Annotated in this window: 13 protein-coding genes; 6 read left to right on the forward strand and 7 right to left on the reverse strand. The window is 59.0% G+C overall.

What is annotated here, in order from left to right:
- Positions 1–84: 84 nt before the first annotated feature.
- Positions 85–1311, reverse strand: a complete 1227-nt coding sequence (gene chrA / locus MWH26_RS18675; RefSeq protein ID WP_247977110.1) for a chromate efflux transporter — start codon at positions 1309–1311, stop codon at positions 85–87.
- Between the two features lie 193 nt (positions 1312–1504).
- The gene (locus MWH26_RS18680) at positions 1505–2482 is read right to left on the reverse strand and encodes an isopenicillin N synthase family dioxygenase (protein WP_247975447.1); all 978 of its coding nucleotides are present in this window, start codon (positions 2480–2482) and stop codon (positions 1505–1507) included.
- A 402-nt stretch (positions 2483–2884) separates the two neighbouring features.
- On the opposite strand from MWH26_RS18680, the gene MWH26_RS18685 reads away from it, so the two are divergent.
- On the forward strand, positions 2885–4927 hold the full coding sequence (locus MWH26_RS18685; RefSeq protein ID WP_247975448.1) for an OmpA family protein: 2043 nt from the start codon (positions 2885–2887) through the stop codon (positions 4925–4927).
- 114 nt (positions 4928–5041) lie between these two features.
- On the opposite strand, the gene floA is transcribed toward MWH26_RS18685, so the two are convergent.
- Both floA and MWH26_RS18695 read right to left on the reverse strand, forming a co-directional pair.
- Positions 5042–6043, reverse strand: coding sequence for a flotillin-like protein FloA (gene floA, locus MWH26_RS18690; protein WP_247975449.1), 1002 nt, complete (start codon positions 6041–6043; stop codon positions 5042–5044).
- 74 nt (positions 6044–6117) lie between these two features.
- Entirely contained in the window at positions 6118–6585 is a 468-nt protein-coding gene (locus MWH26_RS18695; protein ID WP_247975450.1) for an NfeD family protein, read from the reverse strand.
- Between the two features lie 112 nt (positions 6586–6697).
- On the opposite strand from MWH26_RS18695, the gene MWH26_RS18700 reads away from it, so the two are divergent.
- Both MWH26_RS18700 and MWH26_RS18705 read left to right on the forward strand, forming a co-directional pair.
- A complete protein-coding gene (locus MWH26_RS18700; RefSeq protein ID WP_244694391.1) occupies positions 6698–7219 on the forward strand; it encodes a GreA/GreB family elongation factor in 522 nt (173 codons plus the stop codon).
- 54 nt (positions 7220–7273) lie between these two features.
- Complete coding sequence (locus MWH26_RS18705; protein ID WP_244694392.1) at positions 7274–7519, forward strand: hypothetical protein; 246 nt, start codon at positions 7274–7276, stop codon at positions 7517–7519.
- A gap of 68 nt (positions 7520–7587) precedes the next feature.
- Here MWH26_RS18705 and proS read toward each other — a convergent pair whose 3' ends face one another.
- Positions 7588–9063, reverse strand: coding sequence for a proline--tRNA ligase (gene proS, locus MWH26_RS18710; protein ID WP_247975451.1), 1476 nt, complete (start codon positions 9061–9063; stop codon positions 7588–7590).
- A gap of 189 nt (positions 9064–9252) precedes the next feature.
- On the opposite strand from proS, the gene MWH26_RS18715 reads away from it, so the two are divergent.
- Together MWH26_RS18715 and MWH26_RS18720 are read left to right on the forward strand one after the other, a co-directional pair.
- Entirely contained in the window at positions 9253–10572 is a 1320-nt protein-coding gene (locus MWH26_RS18715; RefSeq protein ID WP_247975452.1) for a hypothetical protein, read from the forward strand.
- Positions 10573–10653: 81 nt separating this feature from the next.
- Entirely contained in the window at positions 10654–12171 is a 1518-nt protein-coding gene (locus MWH26_RS18720) for an OmpP1/FadL family transporter (RefSeq protein ID WP_247975453.1), read from the forward strand.
- A 100-nt stretch (positions 12172–12271) separates the two neighbouring features.
- Here MWH26_RS18720 and MWH26_RS18725 read toward each other — a convergent pair whose 3' ends face one another.
- The gene (locus MWH26_RS18725) at positions 12272–13228 is read right to left on the reverse strand and encodes a hypothetical protein (RefSeq protein ID WP_247975454.1); all 957 of its coding nucleotides are present in this window, start codon (positions 13226–13228) and stop codon (positions 12272–12274) included.
- Positions 13229–13400: 172 nt separating this feature from the next.
- Between MWH26_RS18725 and MWH26_RS18730 the strand changes: the two genes are divergently transcribed.
- Complete coding sequence (locus MWH26_RS18730; protein ID WP_247975455.1) at positions 13401–15626, forward strand: S9 family peptidase; 2226 nt, start codon at positions 13401–13403, stop codon at positions 15624–15626.
- 359 nt (positions 15627–15985) lie between these two features.
- On the opposite strand, the gene MWH26_RS18735 is transcribed toward MWH26_RS18730, so the two are convergent.
- Positions 15986–16906 carry a pirin family protein gene (locus MWH26_RS18735; protein ID WP_247975456.1) on the reverse strand — a complete coding sequence of 307 codons (921 nt, stop codon included), beginning with the start codon at positions 16904–16906 and terminating at the stop codon, positions 15986–15988.
- Positions 16907–17059: the final 153 nt, after the last annotated feature.

Here is a 17059-nt window from a genome sequence, read left to right on the forward strand (position 1 = left end):
CCAACGGCCCGGTCCTCTAAGCTGAGAACCGGGCCGTTGGGTTTGCTACCGGCTAGTAACGTGAGCTGTTGTCTAGAATCTCGCTTAAAATACAATGCCTGCCCCGAGTGCTACCAGCACAATCAGGTAGGAAGGCACCCGGTCCCAGAGGAGCACCAGAAAGGTAGCGGCAATCAGAATCAAGTTGACGGGGGTATCGGGCAAGGGGTGGTAGAGCAGAAAGGTGGCGGCGCACACCAACCCGGCCGATACGGCGTTAATGCCCTCCAGCGAGGCCTTGATAACCCGGTAGCGTTTCAGCTGATCCCAGAAGCGAATCAGGAAGAAGATAAGCAGTGTGCCGGGCATGAAGATACCTACGGCCCCGACTAAGGCCCCCAGCAGCTGCCCATCCAGGCCGCTACCGTCGCGCCGCATGGCTAGGGCTCCAATGTAGGCGGCAAAAGAGAAGTTGGGGCCCGGCAGCGCCTGTACCATACCCAGCCCCGACAGAAACTCCTCGGCCGTGAGGTAGTGCTTAAACTCCACGAACTCGGTGTAAAATAGGGGTGCTAGCACCTGCCCGCCCCCAAACACAAGGCTGCCGTTGCGGTAGAAGTTCTCGAACAGGCGCACGGGTAGCAGCTGGGTGTACTGGCCCAGCACGGCCGCTCCCACAAACACACCCAGCCACAACACAAAGTTTGACCACTCAATGCGCAGGGGCACCTTGGGCTCCTGCGGAAGCTTCCGGTAGCGGAAAGTAGTTACCAACCCACCCAGCAGCAGCAGCAACGGCATTAGCCAGGGCACCTGAAACTGGTACACCAGCATGGCAGCTACTACCATCAGGGCCACGGAGGTCTTCGTGTGAATTACCTTCTCAGCAATCTTGTAGGCGGAGTACGCCACAAAGCCGATAGCTACCGGCTGTACATACTGCACCAGTCGGGCCACTTGGGCTTTGTCTAAATAGCTAATGGTCAGACCTGCGGCAGTCATGATGCACACCGCTGGCAGCATCCAAACCAGCAGGGTGAGGTAGGCTAGGTTAGGTCCGCCCAGCCGGAAGCCGATGGCGGTAATGGTTTGGGTGGAGGTGGGGCCGGGCAGAATTTGGCACAGGGCCGTGAGTTCTAGCAGCTCGGCGGCCGTCAGGTAGCGGCGCTTATCCACCAGTAGGCGCAGCATCATGGCCAAGTGCGCCTGCGGCCCGCCAAAGGCCGAGAGCCCCAGGGCGGCCACGTCCTTGAGGAAAATGATGTTGCGCACCCGCTTTACCCGTTCCGAACGGCGAGAAGGCGGGGCCAACTGAATATCTTCTTGCGGAATCAAGGGCGAAGGCAAAGGCGGGTGGCTACCGAACAAGGAAGCGGAAAGCCGCCGGAAAAACAACCGGCCCCGGCTACATAAAGCAGTCGGGGCCGGAAAGTTAGCTGTGTTCTTCCGACGAAGGCGGAAAGTCTGGTAGTATCATTGAGTAAACCACCTAACCTTTCTGCCCCGCTCGAAAAGACAATCGTAATTACTTTTTCTTCAGGCCCAACTCAATCAGGCGCTCATTCAGGAACTCACCGGCGGTAATGTCGGCCTCCTTCTTGGGGTTGTCGAGGGTTACGCAACTCTCCAGGGCGGCCAAGCTCATTTCCGAGCGCGGGTGCATGAAGAAGGGAATGCTGTAGCGCGAGGAGTTCATTTTCTCGCGGGGCGGGTTTACCACGCGGTGAATGGTGCTCTTGAGCACGCCGTTGGTTAGGCGCTGCAGCATGTCGCCTACGTTTACCACAATCTGGTCGGGTAGGGCCGTAATCGGAATCCACTTCCCGTCGCGGCGCAGCACCTGCAGGCCATCGGCCGAGGCGCCCATCAGCAGGGTAATCAGGTTGATGTCGCCGTGTTCGGCGGCGCGTACGGCGTCGGCGGGCACCTCATCGGGGTTTTCGATGGGGTAGTAGTGAATGGGACGCAGAATGCTGTTGCCGTTGCGCACCTTATCGTCGAAGTAGTTCTCGGGCAGCTGCAGGTACAGGGCAATGGCGCGCAGCACATCTTTGCCGGCGGCCTCCAGCGTTTTGTACGTAGTCAGCGAAGTATCGGCGAAGCTGTCTACCTCGTTGGGCCAGATGTTGTCGGGGTATTCCGACTTGATGGGGTCATTGGCATCGTCCACTTCCTGGCCGACGTGGTAGAACTCCTTCAGGTCGCCGGTGTTGCGGCCCTTGGCGTGCTCTTTGCCCTTGCTTACGTAGCCACGCTGGCCCGCCAGCTCCGGCTTTTCGTACTGGCGCTTTACGTCGTCGGGTAGCGAGAAAAAGGACTTTACATCGGAGTAGAGCTTCTCGGTCTGCTCGTTGGAAAGACCGTGGTTTTTGAGGGCTACGAAGCCGATGTTCTGGTAAGCTTCGCCGAGTTGTTGTACGAAGCGGGCTTTGCGCTCAGGGTCACCGGAGCGGAAATCAGCCAAATCGAGGGAGGGAATTACCTCCAGCAGCTTTTCTTCCATTGTGAAGAGAAAATGGTACTTGTGGGGGGACGGTACGAGGGGCGCAAGGTACTCAAAAAATGCCCGAAGTGCCCAGTTCTGCCTCCGGTCCGAGACACATCGGGGTGCAACTGTTACCTTTAGAACTGAGTCTGGTAGCGTTGGGTTTCGGCAACCTAATTTTCCCCTCAGTCGGCCAGGTTGGCTGGGTGGCAGGAAAAACCAGTACCCGCGGTGGAAGTAGCCGGGGCACAATTTTCTTTTTTAACAAGGAATTAATAAAACTCCGGGCTGATAGGCGGTACTTTTAAGGCCGCTTTCCCCGGCCCCGAAACTTCCGGCCGGTTCAGGACGTCTTGAGGACTCTGGACGTCCATTTAACAGGAGGTATCTCCCGAAAGCTTTTGTTTTGGCCTTGATTGTATGAACGTTACTAAGTTACTGTTGTCGCTGGGGTTGGTTGTCGGGGTGAATACATTGGCTAGGGCGCAACACGCCGTGTGGGCGGCGAAAATTGTAGCCGTCTCGTCGCAGAAAACGGAAGGCAAGGAGCCCTTCTCGCCGGAAAAAGTATTAGGTGAGCCAAATGCTACCCCGCTGGGCCAGGCCAGCAATGAGGCCTGGATTCCGAAAAAGGAAAGCAACAACGAGTTTATCGAGGTGCGCTTTGGCAAGTCGCTGGTAGCCAAGCAGGTGACGGTCGTGGAAAACTTCAATCCGGGCTCCGTTTCTAAAATCGAGCTGGTGGACACCCGTGGGGCCAAGCACCAGGTGTACACCAACGACAGCCCCGGGCCCGTGCCCGAGCAGTTTCGCTCCCTACAAGTCACGTTCTCGCCGGGTACGTACCGCACCATTGGGGTAGTAGTTACCATGAATACCAAGGCCGTGAACGGCGTCAACCAGATTGACGCCATCGGCATTGCCGATGTGGCCGAGACGATGGTGAAAAAGGAGTTCAAAAACGAGCAGCCCGGCGTGACTTTCGACTCGGCCATGGTGAACCTGGGCCCCAACGTCAACTCCAAGTATGTTGACACCCACCCGGTTATCTCGCCCGATGGTCGGACGCTGTTTTTTGCCCGTCAGGAAAGCCCGCAGAACGTGGGTGGCGCCAAAGACGTGCAGGACGTGTGGTACAGCAACCTGAGCAACCCCCAGAAGAAAACCTGGAACCAAGCCAAGAATATCGGTAGTCCCATCAATACCACCGGCCCCAACGGACTGGCCTCGGTGTCGTCGGATGGTAATACGGCCGTACTAATCAACGTGTACAACCCCGACGGCTCCCTGGACCCCAAGGGCTTGAGCTTGGCCCGGCGCACCAAAACCGGCTGGAGCCAGCCCGTCAAGATTGAAATCGAGGATTTCTACAACAACGACGAGGAAAACGTGGATTACTACCTCGCTACCTCGGGTAAGGTGCTGCTCATGGCCGTGGACCGGCGCGACGGGCAGGGCGAGCAGGACATCTTTGTGAGCTTCATGAAGGCCGACGGTAAAACCTGGAGCAAACCTAAAAACCTCGGAGCCAACATCAACACCAAGAAGCCCGAGTTTGCCCCCTTCCTGGCCGCTGATGGCAAAACCTTGTACTTCGCCTCGGAAGGGCACGGTGGCTACGGCAAAAGCGACGTGTTTTACTCCAAGCGCCTCGACGACAGCTGGACCAACTGGACCAAACCGCGCAACCTGGGCGCCAGCGTAAACTCCCCCGACTTTGACGCCTATTACACCGTATCGGCGGCGGGTGAAGATGCTTATTTGGTATCGGCGCGCAACGGCATTGGCGGCTCCAAGGACATTTTCCGCATTAGCCTGACGCCTACCTTCCGCCCGGAGGTAGTAACCCTGGTGCGCGGCAAGGTGCTGGATGCCGCTTCCAAGAAGCCGGTGGCCGCTACCATCCGTTACGAAAACCTACTGACCGGCGAAGAAATTGGGGTGGCCGAAACCAGCCCCATTGACGGCTCTTATACCATTGTACTGCCCTCGGGTGCCCACTACGGCTACCGGGCCGAGGCCAAGGACTACCTCGCCGAATCGGACAACCTCGACGTGACGGACCGCCAGAAGTACTCGGAGGTAAACCAGGATTTGTACCTAGTGCCTTTCGCCGTAGGCCAGAGCATCAAGCTGAACAACATCTTCTTTGCTCAGAGCAAGTACTACCTGCGCGAAAACTCCTACCCCGAGTTGCTGCGCCTAGTGCGCATCCTGAAAGACTACCCGCAGGTGGAAATCAAGCTGGAAGGCCACACCGACAACCAAGGCGACCCACAACTAAACGTGAAGCTCAGCCAGGACCGCGTAAACGAGGTAAAGAAGTACCTAGTTAGCAAAGGCATCAGCGGCAACCGGATTACCACCGAGGGTTTCGGCGGTAGCAAGCCCATTGCCAGCAACGACCAGGAAGAAACCCGCAAGCTCAACCGCCGGGTAGAGTTCCGGATTACGAAGAAGTAAGGCTCTTCTCAGGCTGCAAGGAGCGAGAAGCAATAAACCCACCTAGCATCCTGAGCTTGCAAAGGATGCTAGGTGGGTTTTGGGGTTTTATAGCTTTAGGTATTAGCTACTGATTTAGCTCAGCCGGCCTTCGTCGCGGCCGGGTTTGGTGCTGCCGCTTTGGCCGCCGGGGTTAGCAATGGAGTCGCGCATGTCAGTGTCTGACTGAATGTTGCGCATCTTGTAGTAGTCCATCACGCCGAGGTTACCGGAGCGGAAGGCTTCGGCAATGGCCTTGGGAATCTCGGCTTCAGCTTCTACTACCCGCGACTTGGCTTCCTGCGTTTTGGCGCGGTTTTCCTGCTCCATCGCCACGGCCATGGCGCGGCGTTCCTCGGCCCGGGCTTCGGCCACGCGCAGGTCGGCGGAAGCTTGGTCGGTTTGGAGCTTGGCCCCGATATTCTCTCCGATGTCCACGTCGGCAATGTCAATAGAGAGAATTTCGAAGGCGGTGCCGGCGTCAAGGCCCTTGCTGAGCACCAGCTTGGAAATCTTATCGGGGTTTTCGAGTACCTCCTTATGGGAGCGGGACGAGCCGATGCTGGTCACGATGCCTTCGCCCACCCGGGCCAGAATGGTTTCCTCGCCGGCCCCGCCCACGAGCTGGGCAATGTTGGCGCGAACCGTAATGCGGGCCTTGGCAATCAGCTGAATGCCGTCCTGGGCCACCGCCGCCACATTGGGCGTATTAATTACCTTGGGATTCACGGAGGTAGTCACGGCCTCGAACACGTCGCGCCCAGCCAAGTCAATGGCCGTGGCCTGCTTGAAGCTAAGCGGGATGTTGGCTTTATCGGCCGAAATTAAGGCTTTGATAACGCTGGGAATGTTACCGCCAGCCAGGTAGTGAGTTTCCAAATCGTTGGCTGTCAGCTCCAAGCCCGCTTTAGTGGAGGTAATCAGGGAGTTGACGATAAGGGACGGCGGCACCTTTCGTACGCGCATGAAGGCCAACTGGAACAAGCTAACCCGCACTCCCGAGAACAGCGCCGTAATCCAGAGGCTGATAGGGAAAAAGTACAGGAACACCAGCAGCACAATGCCACCGACAACAATCGGGAAGAAGGGGAAGTCCATGCGAGATGAGAAAAGGGAAGAAGGGTAGTGCCAGACGGCAACTAACAACCAAAAAATGAGAACGTGGCCGCTGCTCAGGCCACGCCTTCTACTACAATGCGGTTGTGCTCAATGCCTAACACCCGCACCTGGGTACCGGCGGGCACGAACTCGCCGCGGGTAGTTACTTCGCGCCGGTCATCGTCAAAAAGTACGGTACCCGCCGGGCGCAGGGCCGAAAGGGCGCGGCCGGTAGTGCCGGGCTGCACATCGGGGTGGCGCACATCCTGCACGCGGGCGTGGTTGACGTTGGTCAGGGCCACCCGGTTGATGGCCCGGGGCCGCAGCCCCAGATACACCAGCACCCCGATAGCCACCGTGGAGCTGCCCAGCAGAACGTGGCCGGTAGTAGCGCCTAGGTCGCGGTAACTAAACCAAATTCCGGCCGCCAGCAGGCCAAATCCTACCAGCCCTACCACGGTAGTGCCCGGAATGAAAATTACTTCGGCCACCAGAAACAGCAGGCCAAATACAAGCAGCAGCGCAATTGTGAGCCAGTCCATAACGGTAGGAGATTAGGTTGAGAAAAGATACGCAGAAGCTGGCTCAGTGGCACAGGAAGTTTAGGCAGCGGCCCGCGGCAACCTCACCCTGACTGGCGCGTTAGCAGAAACTATGAGCCGTGCATTTACTAAGGAAGACGATTCGCTGGAGGCCCCCATTATTCCGCCCCGCGCCGCCCTGCCGCCGGGTACGCCCAACTACGTCACCCCCGAAGGCTTGGAACTGCTGCGCCAGGAGTTAACGGCCTTGGAAGCTGAGCGTACCTTAGCCGAAGCCAATCGGGAAAACGATGCCGACCGCACCCGCCGCCTCACCGTGCTCAACGGCCAACTCAGCGCCCTCAACTCGCGCCTGGCCAGCGCCAAAGTGGTAGACCCGCGCAGCCAACCGGTTAAGGAAGTGCGCTTCGGCGCTACCGTTACGTTGCGGCCAGTTGGCGGCGGCAACGCGTCTGAGCGGCGCTTTACTATCGTGGGGGTAGACGAAGCGTCAGTCGCGGCGGGCAAAGTGGCTTTTGTTGCCCCCATTGCCCGCGCCGTGCAGGGAGCCAAGCTAGGCCAACGCGTGCAGGTACGGCTCGGTGCCAAGGCGGAGGAAATGGAGGTAGCAGCTATCCGCTACGGGCAGGACTAGGCGAGCCTATTTATGGGTAGGGAACCTGCCGGCGGCTCCGGCGTACTACCGCGCATGATGCAACAACGCGAAGTAACCGACTCTCATAATACTACCTGGACCTGCGTACAAGCTTACGCCGGAGTAGAAACCGCCGCCACAGCCGAGGCCGTGGAGCGCAGCGCCACCAACCAAGGTGGGGTAACGGTGGTATGTACTCCTCGCGGCGGCGCCCAAACTGTGCGTCTGGAGCTGGCTTCCGATTGGCAGCAAAACCTGTCGGATGAGGAGTTGCAGCAAGCCATTGCCGCCGCCCGGTAAAAAGAAAAGCCCCTCATCCTAAGCACTGCTCAGGATGAGGGGCTTTTTACTTGCTACTCAAGGTAGCTTTAGTAAGCGCGGGCGAAGTGGGCGCGGCGCGTGGAAGGCTTGCCCGTCACGATGCAAACGCCTTCTTCCTCCGGCTCAGCCAGGGCCAGGCAGCGGATGGTGGCCTTGGTTTCCTCCTTGATGCGCTCCTCGGTTTCAGAGGTGCCATCGTAGTGGGCCACCACGAAGCCGCCTTTGCCATCGAGCACTTGCTTGAACTCCTCGTAGCTTTCCACGCGGGTAGTGTGTTCCTCGCGGAAGTTGAGGGCCCGGCGGTAGATGTTCTGCTGAATGTCCTGCAGCAACTGGTCCACGCTGTTCACGATGTCCGAAAGGGGTAGGGTCAGCTTCTCCTTGGTGTCGCGGCGAGCTACTTCCAGGGTGCCGGCGTCCAGGTCGCGCATGCCCACGGCAATACGCACGGGCACGCCTTTCAGCTCCCATTCGGCAAACTTGAAGCCGGGGCGCTCGGTGTCCCGGTCGTCTACCTTCACCGATATGCCGCGCTCAATCAGGCCCATTTGCATGGGGCGGATGCGCTCCATCAGCTCGTCGAGCTGGCCGGTTTTGTAGATGGGCACAATCACCACCTGAATCGGGGCCAATTTGGGGGGTAGCACCAGGCCTTCATCATCAGAATGAGCCATAACCAGGGCGCCCATGAGGCGGGTGCTCACGCCCCAGCTCGTGCCCCACACGTACTCCAGGCCGCCGGCCTTGTTGGCGAACTGCACGTCAAAGGCCTTGGCGAAGTTCTGACCCAGGAAGTGAGAAGTGCCCGCCTGCAGGGCCTTGCCATCTTGCATCAAGCCCTCAATGCAATAGGTTTCCAGGGCGCCGGCAAACCGCTCGTTTTCAGTTTTTACCCCTTTCACTACGGGTAGGGCCAGCCACTCTTCGGCAAACTGGGCGTACACCTCCAGCATCTGGCGGGTTTCGGCCAGGGCTTCCTCGGCGGTAGCGTGGGCCGTATGGCCTTCCTGCCACAGGAACTCGGCGGTGCGCAGAAACAAGCGGGTACGCATCTCCCAGCGCACTACGTTGGCCCACTGATTGATCAGTAGCGGCAGGTCGCGGTAGCTCTGAATCCAGTTTTTGTAAGTGCTCCAGATGATGGCCTCCGAAGTGGGGCGCACAATCAGCTCCTCTTCTAGCTTGGCGTTAGGATCAACGCGCAACTTACCCGGCTTGTCGGGGTCATTCTGCAGGCGGTAGTGCGTAACGACGGCGCATTCCTTGGCGAATCCTTCGGCGTTTTTTTCCTCCGCTTCAAACAAGCTTTTGGGCACGAACAGCGGGAAATACGCGTTCTGATGGCCAGTGCGCTTGAACATATCATCGAGGGTGCGCTGCATTTTTTCCCAGATGGCGTAACCGTAGGGCTTAATCACCATGCAGCCCCGCACGGAGGAGTTCTCGGCCAAACCAGCACGCTTTACCAACTCGTTGTACCACAGCGAGTAATCTTCACTGCGCTTGGGCAAACTTTTGCTCATATTCAGAGTATCTTAGAGGTAGTGAAAAAGTTCCTTTTTTTGGTACAAGATTTGTCGCACAAAAAAGGGCACCGTTTCGGGTCCAAATTACGTTATTAAATTCGGAGGTGAAGGCCCGTTTCTGGTCCTGGCGCCGCCGGGTCATCTTCGCTCTTCATCTTCCGGATCATTCCTTACGCGCAAGCAGCCATGAAAAAATTATTTCCATCCGTGTTACCCGCCATGGCCCTGCTTACGCTAGGAAGCTGTGCGGGCACATCGGCCCTCACCTCCACCACGGAGACGGACGGTGTCTATTATTCTTCCCAGGACCGCACGACGGCCGTGCAAACTACTACTGTAGCCAGCACCGAAGAAACTACCGATACGAGTGGCGACGTAGCTAACCCCGACTACGCCGGGCCTACTAGTTCCCGCTCCAGCGGCAGCTCAGAGTACTACGATGACGATTACTACGCAGCCCGCCTGCGGCGCTTCCACCAGCCCTCGTACCGGGGCTTAGGCCTAGGCTACTATGACTTCGCCTACACCGATCCTTTTTGGTACGGTGGCCCGGCGTATTCTTTCTACGACCCCTTCTATAGCCCATACTGGGGTCTGGGTTCCTACGTGAACATCAACATTGGCTTCGGCCGGCCTTGGTACCGTCCGTGGGGTGGCTACGGCTATAGCCCCTACGATTACTACGGGTACAATCCCTACGGTTACGGCTTTGGCCGGCCCTGGGGCGGCTACTACGGAGGCGGCTTTGGTAACTACTATGGCGGTGGCTACTATGGTGGTGGCGGCTACGGCGGGGGCGGCTACTTTGGGGGTAGAGGTTATGACCGAGTGCAACGCTCCGTTGTGACGGGCACCCGCAGCCAGATGAACAGCACCGCGGGCGGCTCCACCGATAATACGCCCCGCCCCGTAGTGGGCAGCCGCACGCGCAGCGACATGGCCGAAAGCGGACTGGTAGCGCCCGGCGCCAGCAACTCGGCGGGCGTTACCGCCACGCCGGCCGCTTCGCCTACCGGTGGGCGCGGCCGCTACCGCGACGCGCTTCCGGGTGACAGAGCGCAGCCGACAACTCCTACCGCAACTGAGGGCCGGGTAGCGGAAGCTACACCTACCACCACGGCGCCGCCCGCGCGCCGGTGGCGCGTACTCAGCGAAAACAACACGGGAGCCGCCACGGAAGCTGGCACCGAGCCCACCCGTAGCCGCCGCGCCTGGGATAATACGGCGGGCACGCGCAGTCAGGCCAGCGAGGCCGGCGGAACCGTTGCGCAGCCGCGTCGGGAGCGAGTGTACCAGCAGCCTACCCGTACCTACTCTGAGTCTTCGGGCTCTTCGGAATCGGGCCGCTCGTACTCGCAACCATCCCGCTCATACTCTGAGCCCTCACGTTCTTACTCCCAGCCTTCCCGCAGCTTTGATGGCGGCGGCAACAGTGGCGGAAGCAGCGGAACCCGCAGCAGTGGAGGCGGCGGAAGCAGCAGCGGCGGTCGGGGCCGGGGTAACTAAGTAACCGGGCCCTCGGGCAACTCATTTTTATTTTATGTGTAACGCCGGCTCCAAAGGGAGCCGGCGCTTATTCTCACCCACATGAAAAACCTGAAATATTACCTGGCCGCGGCGTTGCTCGGCCCGGCTAGCTACGGCTTTGCCCAAAGCGCATCGGACGCGCTGCGCTTTTCCCGTACGCAAATTGGCGGCACGGCGCGTACCCTGGGCATCGGGGGCGCCAGCTCCGCGGTGGGTGCCGACTTCGGAAGTATCTTGACTAACCCGGCGGGGCTAGGCCTGTTTCAGCGCTCGGAAATCAGTTTCTCGCCTGGGTTTGGTTCTAGCAATATCTCCACTCAAGCTTTTGGTACCAGCAGCTCCGACTCGCGCAACTACCTGCAAATCGGAAGTTTAGGTATTGCCTTTTCTGGCCGCCGGCCCGATGGGGACAACCCTACCCCGTGGCGCGGTGGAACCTTTGCTTTTGGCCTGAACCGCATCAACGACTTCAACCAGAACCTGCGCTACTCTGCTACCCCGCCCCTGGACCAGGATATCCTGGAGCGGCTTAATAATGTGCCTCTTGATCAGCTAACGATTCTGGACGACCTCGCCTACGAGGCCTTGCTAACGGAGCGGGATGATGAAGGAGCCTACATTCCAGGGGACTACGACGCGACGGGTCAGCTCACGCAACGCGAGACTATTCAGCGCAGCGGTGGCCAGACGCAGTTTGACTTCGGCTACGCGAATAGTTACCAAGATAAGCTGTACGTAGGCGGAGCCATTGGCATTGTAAGCACACGCTACAACGTAGTATCTACGCTAACAGCCACTGACCCAGCGGCGCCTAGTAGCGCCCCCGGCACTGCCTTTGCCAATCTGAATTTGCGGGAAAATATTCAAACCCGCGGCACAGGTGTTAATGCTCGCCTCGGGGTCATTTACCGACCTAACGACGTCTTACGTTTGGGCGCTTCGGTGCAGTCGCCTACCTACTCCCAGCTGGTCGAAACGTACAGCGCTTCCTTGGACGTAGCCTACGATACGCCCATTACCTTGCCAAACGGCAGCACTTTTTCCTCGGGCAACGCCAACTTTCCGGCCGAGGATTTGGGTTACACCCTCACGTCGCCTTTCCGGGCTACGGGGGGCGCGGCGCTGGTGCTGGGCAAATATGGTTTCGTGAGTGCCGACGCAGAATACGTGAACTACGGGCAGGCTCGTTTTGGCTACGATGACACTGATACCAACAGCAGCGGCGTAGATCCTACCGACTTGGGCCCTACCAACGATGCCATCAAGCAGCAGTATCAGTCGACTGTAAACCTGCGGGTAGGTGGGGAACTGCGCCTCGATATCTTTCGGGTGCGGGCCGGCTTCGCCCACTACGGCGACCCGTACAAAAACAACAGCCGTATAGACCGAAGCCAGAATTTCTACACAGGCGGGCTAGGGCTGCGCCAAAAGAATTTTTTCCTGGACGTAGCCGGGGTATACTCCTCGGGCAACCAAGTATACACGCCCTACGAGCTAGCGAATCCGCAAAAAACGCCCGCCATCGATGTGGAGGACAAGCGGTTCACGACTACCCTCACGGCCGGCTTCTTATTCTAGCGCCTGCTATATACTATGCACCAATACAAGGGGCTCCTCATTGAATGAGGAACCCCTTGTGTTAGTATGGACCCTGGCGCTACGTAGGCTTCGGGCCCGATTACTTGCTGATTCTAACTTCCAGTACCAGCGTCGGGATGCTGGTAGTGATGATGTCCTGCACCAGCACCAAGCCGTACTTGCTGTCAGGTGCTGGGGTTTGGAAGGCAATAACTTGGCCTTTGGTCAGCGTTCCTGTGCTGGTAGTGCGCGGGGTAAACTCGGCACCCTGGGTAAAGGCCGTGGTGAAGGCAGCAAGAGTAGCGGCACCCGAAAAAGCCGCCGCGTTTAGTGATGTCCGCCGGATCAGCGTGCCGCGGCGCGTGCTCCATTTCAACCCCAACGTATCATCGAGGGCTGTGGTTAGGGTAGGGGCTCTGGTATCACGCGCAGGCAGGTATACAAGGTCGACAATAGCTTGATTCGCGGCTAGGCTGTGTACCGAAAATTTAGGAAACACCAGCCCTTCGCGCAGGGCTAGGAAACTGCGCCGGCCGAAAGTTCCTCGCGCCGGCGCCTGAACTGGCACGGAGTAACTATGATAAGCCTGGGCCGAATCAGAGCGACTGTAGCGCAGGCGTAGGCTGCGCTTGCCGCTGCGGCCTTCTTCGTCGGTGGCCTCGTAGCGCCATACCTCCAGCCCGGCCGTGGTGCGCGAGCTTAGCACGTGCTCAAACGCCACACGGTTTGCATTGCTGGTGGCCGGGTTCAGCACCGAATCAAGGTAGGTGTAGGTGCGCGGCCTCAGGTTGTTCAGCTCGTCAGTGGTAGTAGGATAGATAATGGGCTCCGGCACGGGCAAGTATTCCGCCGTGATGGTCAGGCGCGTAATCGGACTGTCATCGGCTTCTGCGAACATCTTGACGGCCACGGTATCCCCGGCTCTGGTGAGGCGGCGGTCGGCGGTACTGAAGCGGGAGCTCCCGATTAAATCAACGCGTGGCCCCGACTCCAGGCCCGGCTCGCAGGCCGTGAACAGGGCGGGAAATAGCAGCAGAACTAGAAAACGAAAGCGCATAGCCACGAAGGTCGGAATTTGGGCCTGATTAGTTAGCAGCAAGAGCAAACGCCCTGGCGGAACGGTCGGGAGCGGGGCACGGTTCAGCCAGAAACCCCGGCCACGTGCAACCATGCTGCCCGCATTTCCTACCTTAACGGCTGATTCCCGCCGACATTTTACCTAACCCCGCATGAATTTCCGCTCCCTGGGCCTGGCCCTGTTTCTGACGACGGCCAGCCCGGCCGTGCTACCCGGCAGCGCGCCCGCCGCATTTGCCCAGCAAAAACAAAACATTACCCTCGAAGACATCTGGCAGAAGGGCACGTTTCAGGCCCGCTCGGTGCCCGGCTTCAACTGGATGAAGGATGGCCGCTACTACTCCTCGCTCAGCCAGGGCAACCTGGTGCAGAACGACGTGACGACCGGCCAACCCGTGAAAACTCTGGTCAATGGCGCTGATCTGAAGCTGCCCGGCCAGAGCCAGCCCCTCGACGTGGACGGCTACAGCTTCAACGCCGACGAAACCAAAATCCTGTTCAGCACCGATACCGAGCCGATTTACCGTCGCTCTAGCAAGTCGTACTTCTTCGTGTACGACCAGGGTAGTAAGCAACTGGTGCCCCTAAGCAAAACGGCCGGCAAGCAACTCTATGCTACCTTCTCGCCCGACGGGACGCGCGTGGCCTTCGTGCGCGACAACAACCTGTTTGTAGTCGATTTGGCTACCATGCAGGAAACCGCCGTGACGACAGACGGAGCCCAGAACCGCATCATCAACGGCGGTACTGATTGGGTGTACGAGGAGGAATTCGAGTTTGCCCAGGGTTTCCAATGGTCGCCCGACTCCCGGCAGCTGGCCTACTACACCTTCGATGAGACGGAGGTGCCCGAGTACAACATGCAGGAGTGGGGCCCGCTCTACCCCAAAGACTACCGCTATAAGTACCCCAAGGCTGGCGAAAAAAACTCCATCGTGAGCATTTCAACCTATGATGTGGCCGCCGGCAAAAACACCAAAATGGACGTGGGCCCGGAGCGGGACCAGTACATTCCGCGCATCATCTGGACCCAGACGCCCAACCTGCTCAGCATCCGGCGCATGAACCGCCTGCAGAACAAGCTGGAGATTCTGCATGCCGACGCCGCTACCGGCAAAACCACGGTAGTCTTGACCGATACCGACCCGGCCTACGTGGAAGTAAACGACGATTTGCGCTATCTGGCCGGTGGCAAGGAGTTCCTGTTCAGCAGCGAAAAGGACGGTTACCGCCACCTCTACCTATACAACATGAACGGCAAGCTGACGCGCCAGCTTACTAAGGGCAACTGGGAAATCACCAGCATTGATGGGTTTGATGAGAAGAAGGGCCTGGTGTACTTCACTAGCACCGAAGCCTCGCCCCTGCAGCGCCACCTCTACCGCGTAGATTTGAAGGGCAAAGGCAAAACCCGCCTCAGCGAAGCCGGCTCCGGCAACGACGCCGTGAACATGAGCGCCGACACCCGCTATTTCCTCAACTACCACTCCCAGGCCGGTGAGCCTCAGATAGTAAGCCTGCGCAACGGTCAGGACGGTAAGCTGGTGAAAGTGCTGGAAGACAACGCCGCCCTGCGCCAGAAGTTGACCCAATACAACCTGGGCAAGCTGGAGTTTATCAACTTCAAAACGGCCGAAGGGGTAGAGCTGAACGCCTCGGTGCTGAAACCCGCTAACTTCGATGCCAGCAGGAAATACCCCGTGCTCATGTACGTGTACGGCGGCCCCGGCTCCCAGACCGTGAAGGACGATGTGGGCGGGGGCATTGCCTTCACTAACTACCTCTGGCACCAGTTGCTGGCCCAGAACGGCTACATCATTGTGAGCGTCGATAACCGCGGCACCGGCGCCCGGGGCGCGGCCTTCAAGAAAAGCACCTACGCCAACCTGGGCAAACTGGAAACCATTGACCAAGCCGAAAGCGCCAAGTACCTGGCTACTCTACCCTACGTGGACAAGTCGCGCATTGGCATCTGGGGCTGGAGCTTCGGGGGCTACATGACGGCCCTGGCCATGACCAAAAACGCCGATATCTTCAAGATGGGCGTGTCGGTAGCACCCGTAACCAACTGGCGTTACTACGATTCCGTGTACACCGAGCGGTTCCTGAAAACGCCTCAGCAGAACCCCCAGGGCTACGACGACAACTCGCCCGTACAGTACGCCGACAAGCTGAAGGGCAAGCTCCTGCTAGTGCACGGCACCGGCGACGACAACGTGCACTTTCAGAACTCGGTAGCCTTCACCGAAGCCATGATTAAGGCCAACAAAGACTACCAGACGCTCTACTACCCCAACCGCAACCACGGCATCTACGGCGGCAACACCCGCCTGCACCTCTACCGCCAGATGACGGATTTCGTGCTGAAGAACTTGTAGGGTTGTCTCACCCCCCCGGCCCCGCAACTGCTTCATGCGCAGTATCCCGTGGAGAGGGGGAGTCAGACGTAGGCCATTCTACGCAGCATTTTCGGCTCTCGCCTCAAGCACTGCTACCTCGTTTAAACGATGTAACGCGAAGTTCCACTTCGCGACCCGCTAGAACAGTCCTCGTGTGGGTGACGTTCAGGCGGGTCGCGAAGTGGAACTTCGCGTTACATAGCATAGGCTTCACCCCCATATAGAAGCCGGTAGCCGTTCCGGAGGCGCGAGCCGCCGGGGCGGCTGCCAGACTCGTCAGGCTCCCCCTACGCCGCTTGATGCGCGGAATGCGGGAGAGGGGGCCGGAGGGTGAGACCCTACGACAATGCCTGCGGGGGCGGTGAGCCGGTACCAGCAGGGCGGGTTTTGTCCTGGGGCAGGGGCACAAACTCCTGGTTGTCGTTGGGAGGTAGCAGAATGCGGCCGGCTTGCCAGTCAGCTTTGGCCTGCTCGATACGCTCCCGCTTCGAGGACACGAAATTCCACCAGATAAACCGTTCTCCAAGTGGCTCGCCACCCAGCAGCATTAAGGTACTGGCTTCGCGGGCAATCAGCACCGGGTCGATGCTGGGGGTGAAAACCAGCAGCTGGCCGGGGCCGTAGCTGCGGCCGTTCACTTCTACCAGGCCTTTGGCCACGTAGGCGCCACGCTCGGGGTAGCCGCGGGGCAGGCCAAACCGGGCCCCGGGTTGCAGCACCACGTGCAGGTAGAACAGCGGCGAATGAGTGCGCACCTCGTTACGCAGGCCGAAGGCGTCGCCGGCAATCAGGCGCATCCACACGCCGGATTCCGTGAAGATGGGCAGCTCTTGGGGCTGGTAATTAGTGAAAGCGGGGTCAGTTTCCTCGTCTTTTTCGGGCAGGGCCACCCAGGTCTGAATCATTTCCAACGCTCCGCCAGCCAGGGCGGCCGGGTCCTCAAACCGCTCAGAGTGGGCAATGCCCGAGCCGGCCGTCATCCAGTTGACCTCACCTGGCCGAATAATTTGCTCCACCCCGAGGCTGTCGCGGTGTGTGACCTGCCCCCCGAACAGGTAGCTAACCGTACTCAGGCCAATGTGGGGGTGAGGCAGTACATCCAGCTCGGGCAGCTTTTCCGGGGCGAAATTAACTGGCCCGGCGTGGTCCATGAAAATGAAGGGGCCTAGCATGCGGCGCAGGCGGTAAGGCAGAATGCGGCGCACCTCAAAGCCGGGGCTCAGGGCCGCTTGGCGCGCATCAATAACAAGGTCTAGCATACGCGGAAAGGCTAAAAGAAAAGGACTTGGCCGTAGCAGCAGACGCACCACCGGGCCGCAGAAGCAAAGATGAATAGAACTAAACCTATTTTCACTCAACTATTTAGCAGAAAAGCGTAACCTTGGATCAATAAAACCGGTGTTTACCGCGTA

The sequence above is a fragment of the Hymenobacter sublimis genome, from assembly GCF_023101345.1.
Lineage (GTDB): Bacteria > Bacteroidota > Bacteroidia > Cytophagales > Hymenobacteraceae > Hymenobacter > Hymenobacter sublimis.

What these genes read in the sequence shown, in the direction of transcription:
- MWH26_RS18700 (WP_244694391.1), top strand. Translation starts at nt 6,698, where the DNA reads ATGAGCCGTGCATTTACTAAGGAAGACGATTCGCTGGAGGCCCCCATT.
- MWH26_RS18715 (WP_247975452.1), top strand. Translation starts at nt 9,253, where the DNA reads ATGAAAAAATTATTTCCATCCGTGTTACCCGCCATGGCCCTGCTTACG.
- MWH26_RS18720 (WP_247975453.1), top strand. Translation starts at nt 10,654, where the DNA reads ATGAAAAACCTGAAATATTACCTGGCCGCGGCGTTGCTCGGCCCGGCT.
- MWH26_RS18705 (WP_244694392.1), top strand. Translation starts at nt 7,274, where the DNA reads ATGATGCAACAACGCGAAGTAACCGACTCTCATAATACTACCTGGACC.
- MWH26_RS18695 (WP_247975450.1), bottom strand. Translation starts at nt 6,585, where the DNA reads ATGGACTGGCTCACAATTGCGCTGCTGCTTGTATTTGGCCTGCTGTTT.
- MWH26_RS18685 (WP_247975448.1), top strand. Translation starts at nt 2,885, where the DNA reads ATGAACGTTACTAAGTTACTGTTGTCGCTGGGGTTGGTTGTCGGGGTG.
- MWH26_RS18730 (WP_247975455.1), top strand. Translation starts at nt 13,401, where the DNA reads ATGAATTTCCGCTCCCTGGGCCTGGCCCTGTTTCTGACGACGGCCAGC.
- MWH26_RS18725 (WP_247975454.1), bottom strand. Translation starts at nt 13,228, where the DNA reads ATGCGCTTTCGTTTTCTAGTTCTGCTGCTATTTCCCGCCCTGTTCACG.
- proS (WP_247975451.1), bottom strand. Translation starts at nt 9,063, where the DNA reads ATGAGCAAAAGTTTGCCCAAGCGCAGTGAAGATTACTCGCTGTGGTAC.
- MWH26_RS18735 (WP_247975456.1), bottom strand. Translation starts at nt 16,906, where the DNA reads ATGCTAGACCTTGTTATTGATGCGCGCCAAGCGGCCCTGAGCCCCGGC.
- floA (WP_247975449.1), bottom strand. Translation starts at nt 6,043, where the DNA reads ATGGACTTCCCCTTCTTCCCGATTGTTGTCGGTGGCATTGTGCTGCTG.
- MWH26_RS18680 (WP_247975447.1), bottom strand. Translation starts at nt 2,482, where the DNA reads ATGGAAGAAAAGCTGCTGGAGGTAATTCCCTCCCTCGATTTGGCTGAT.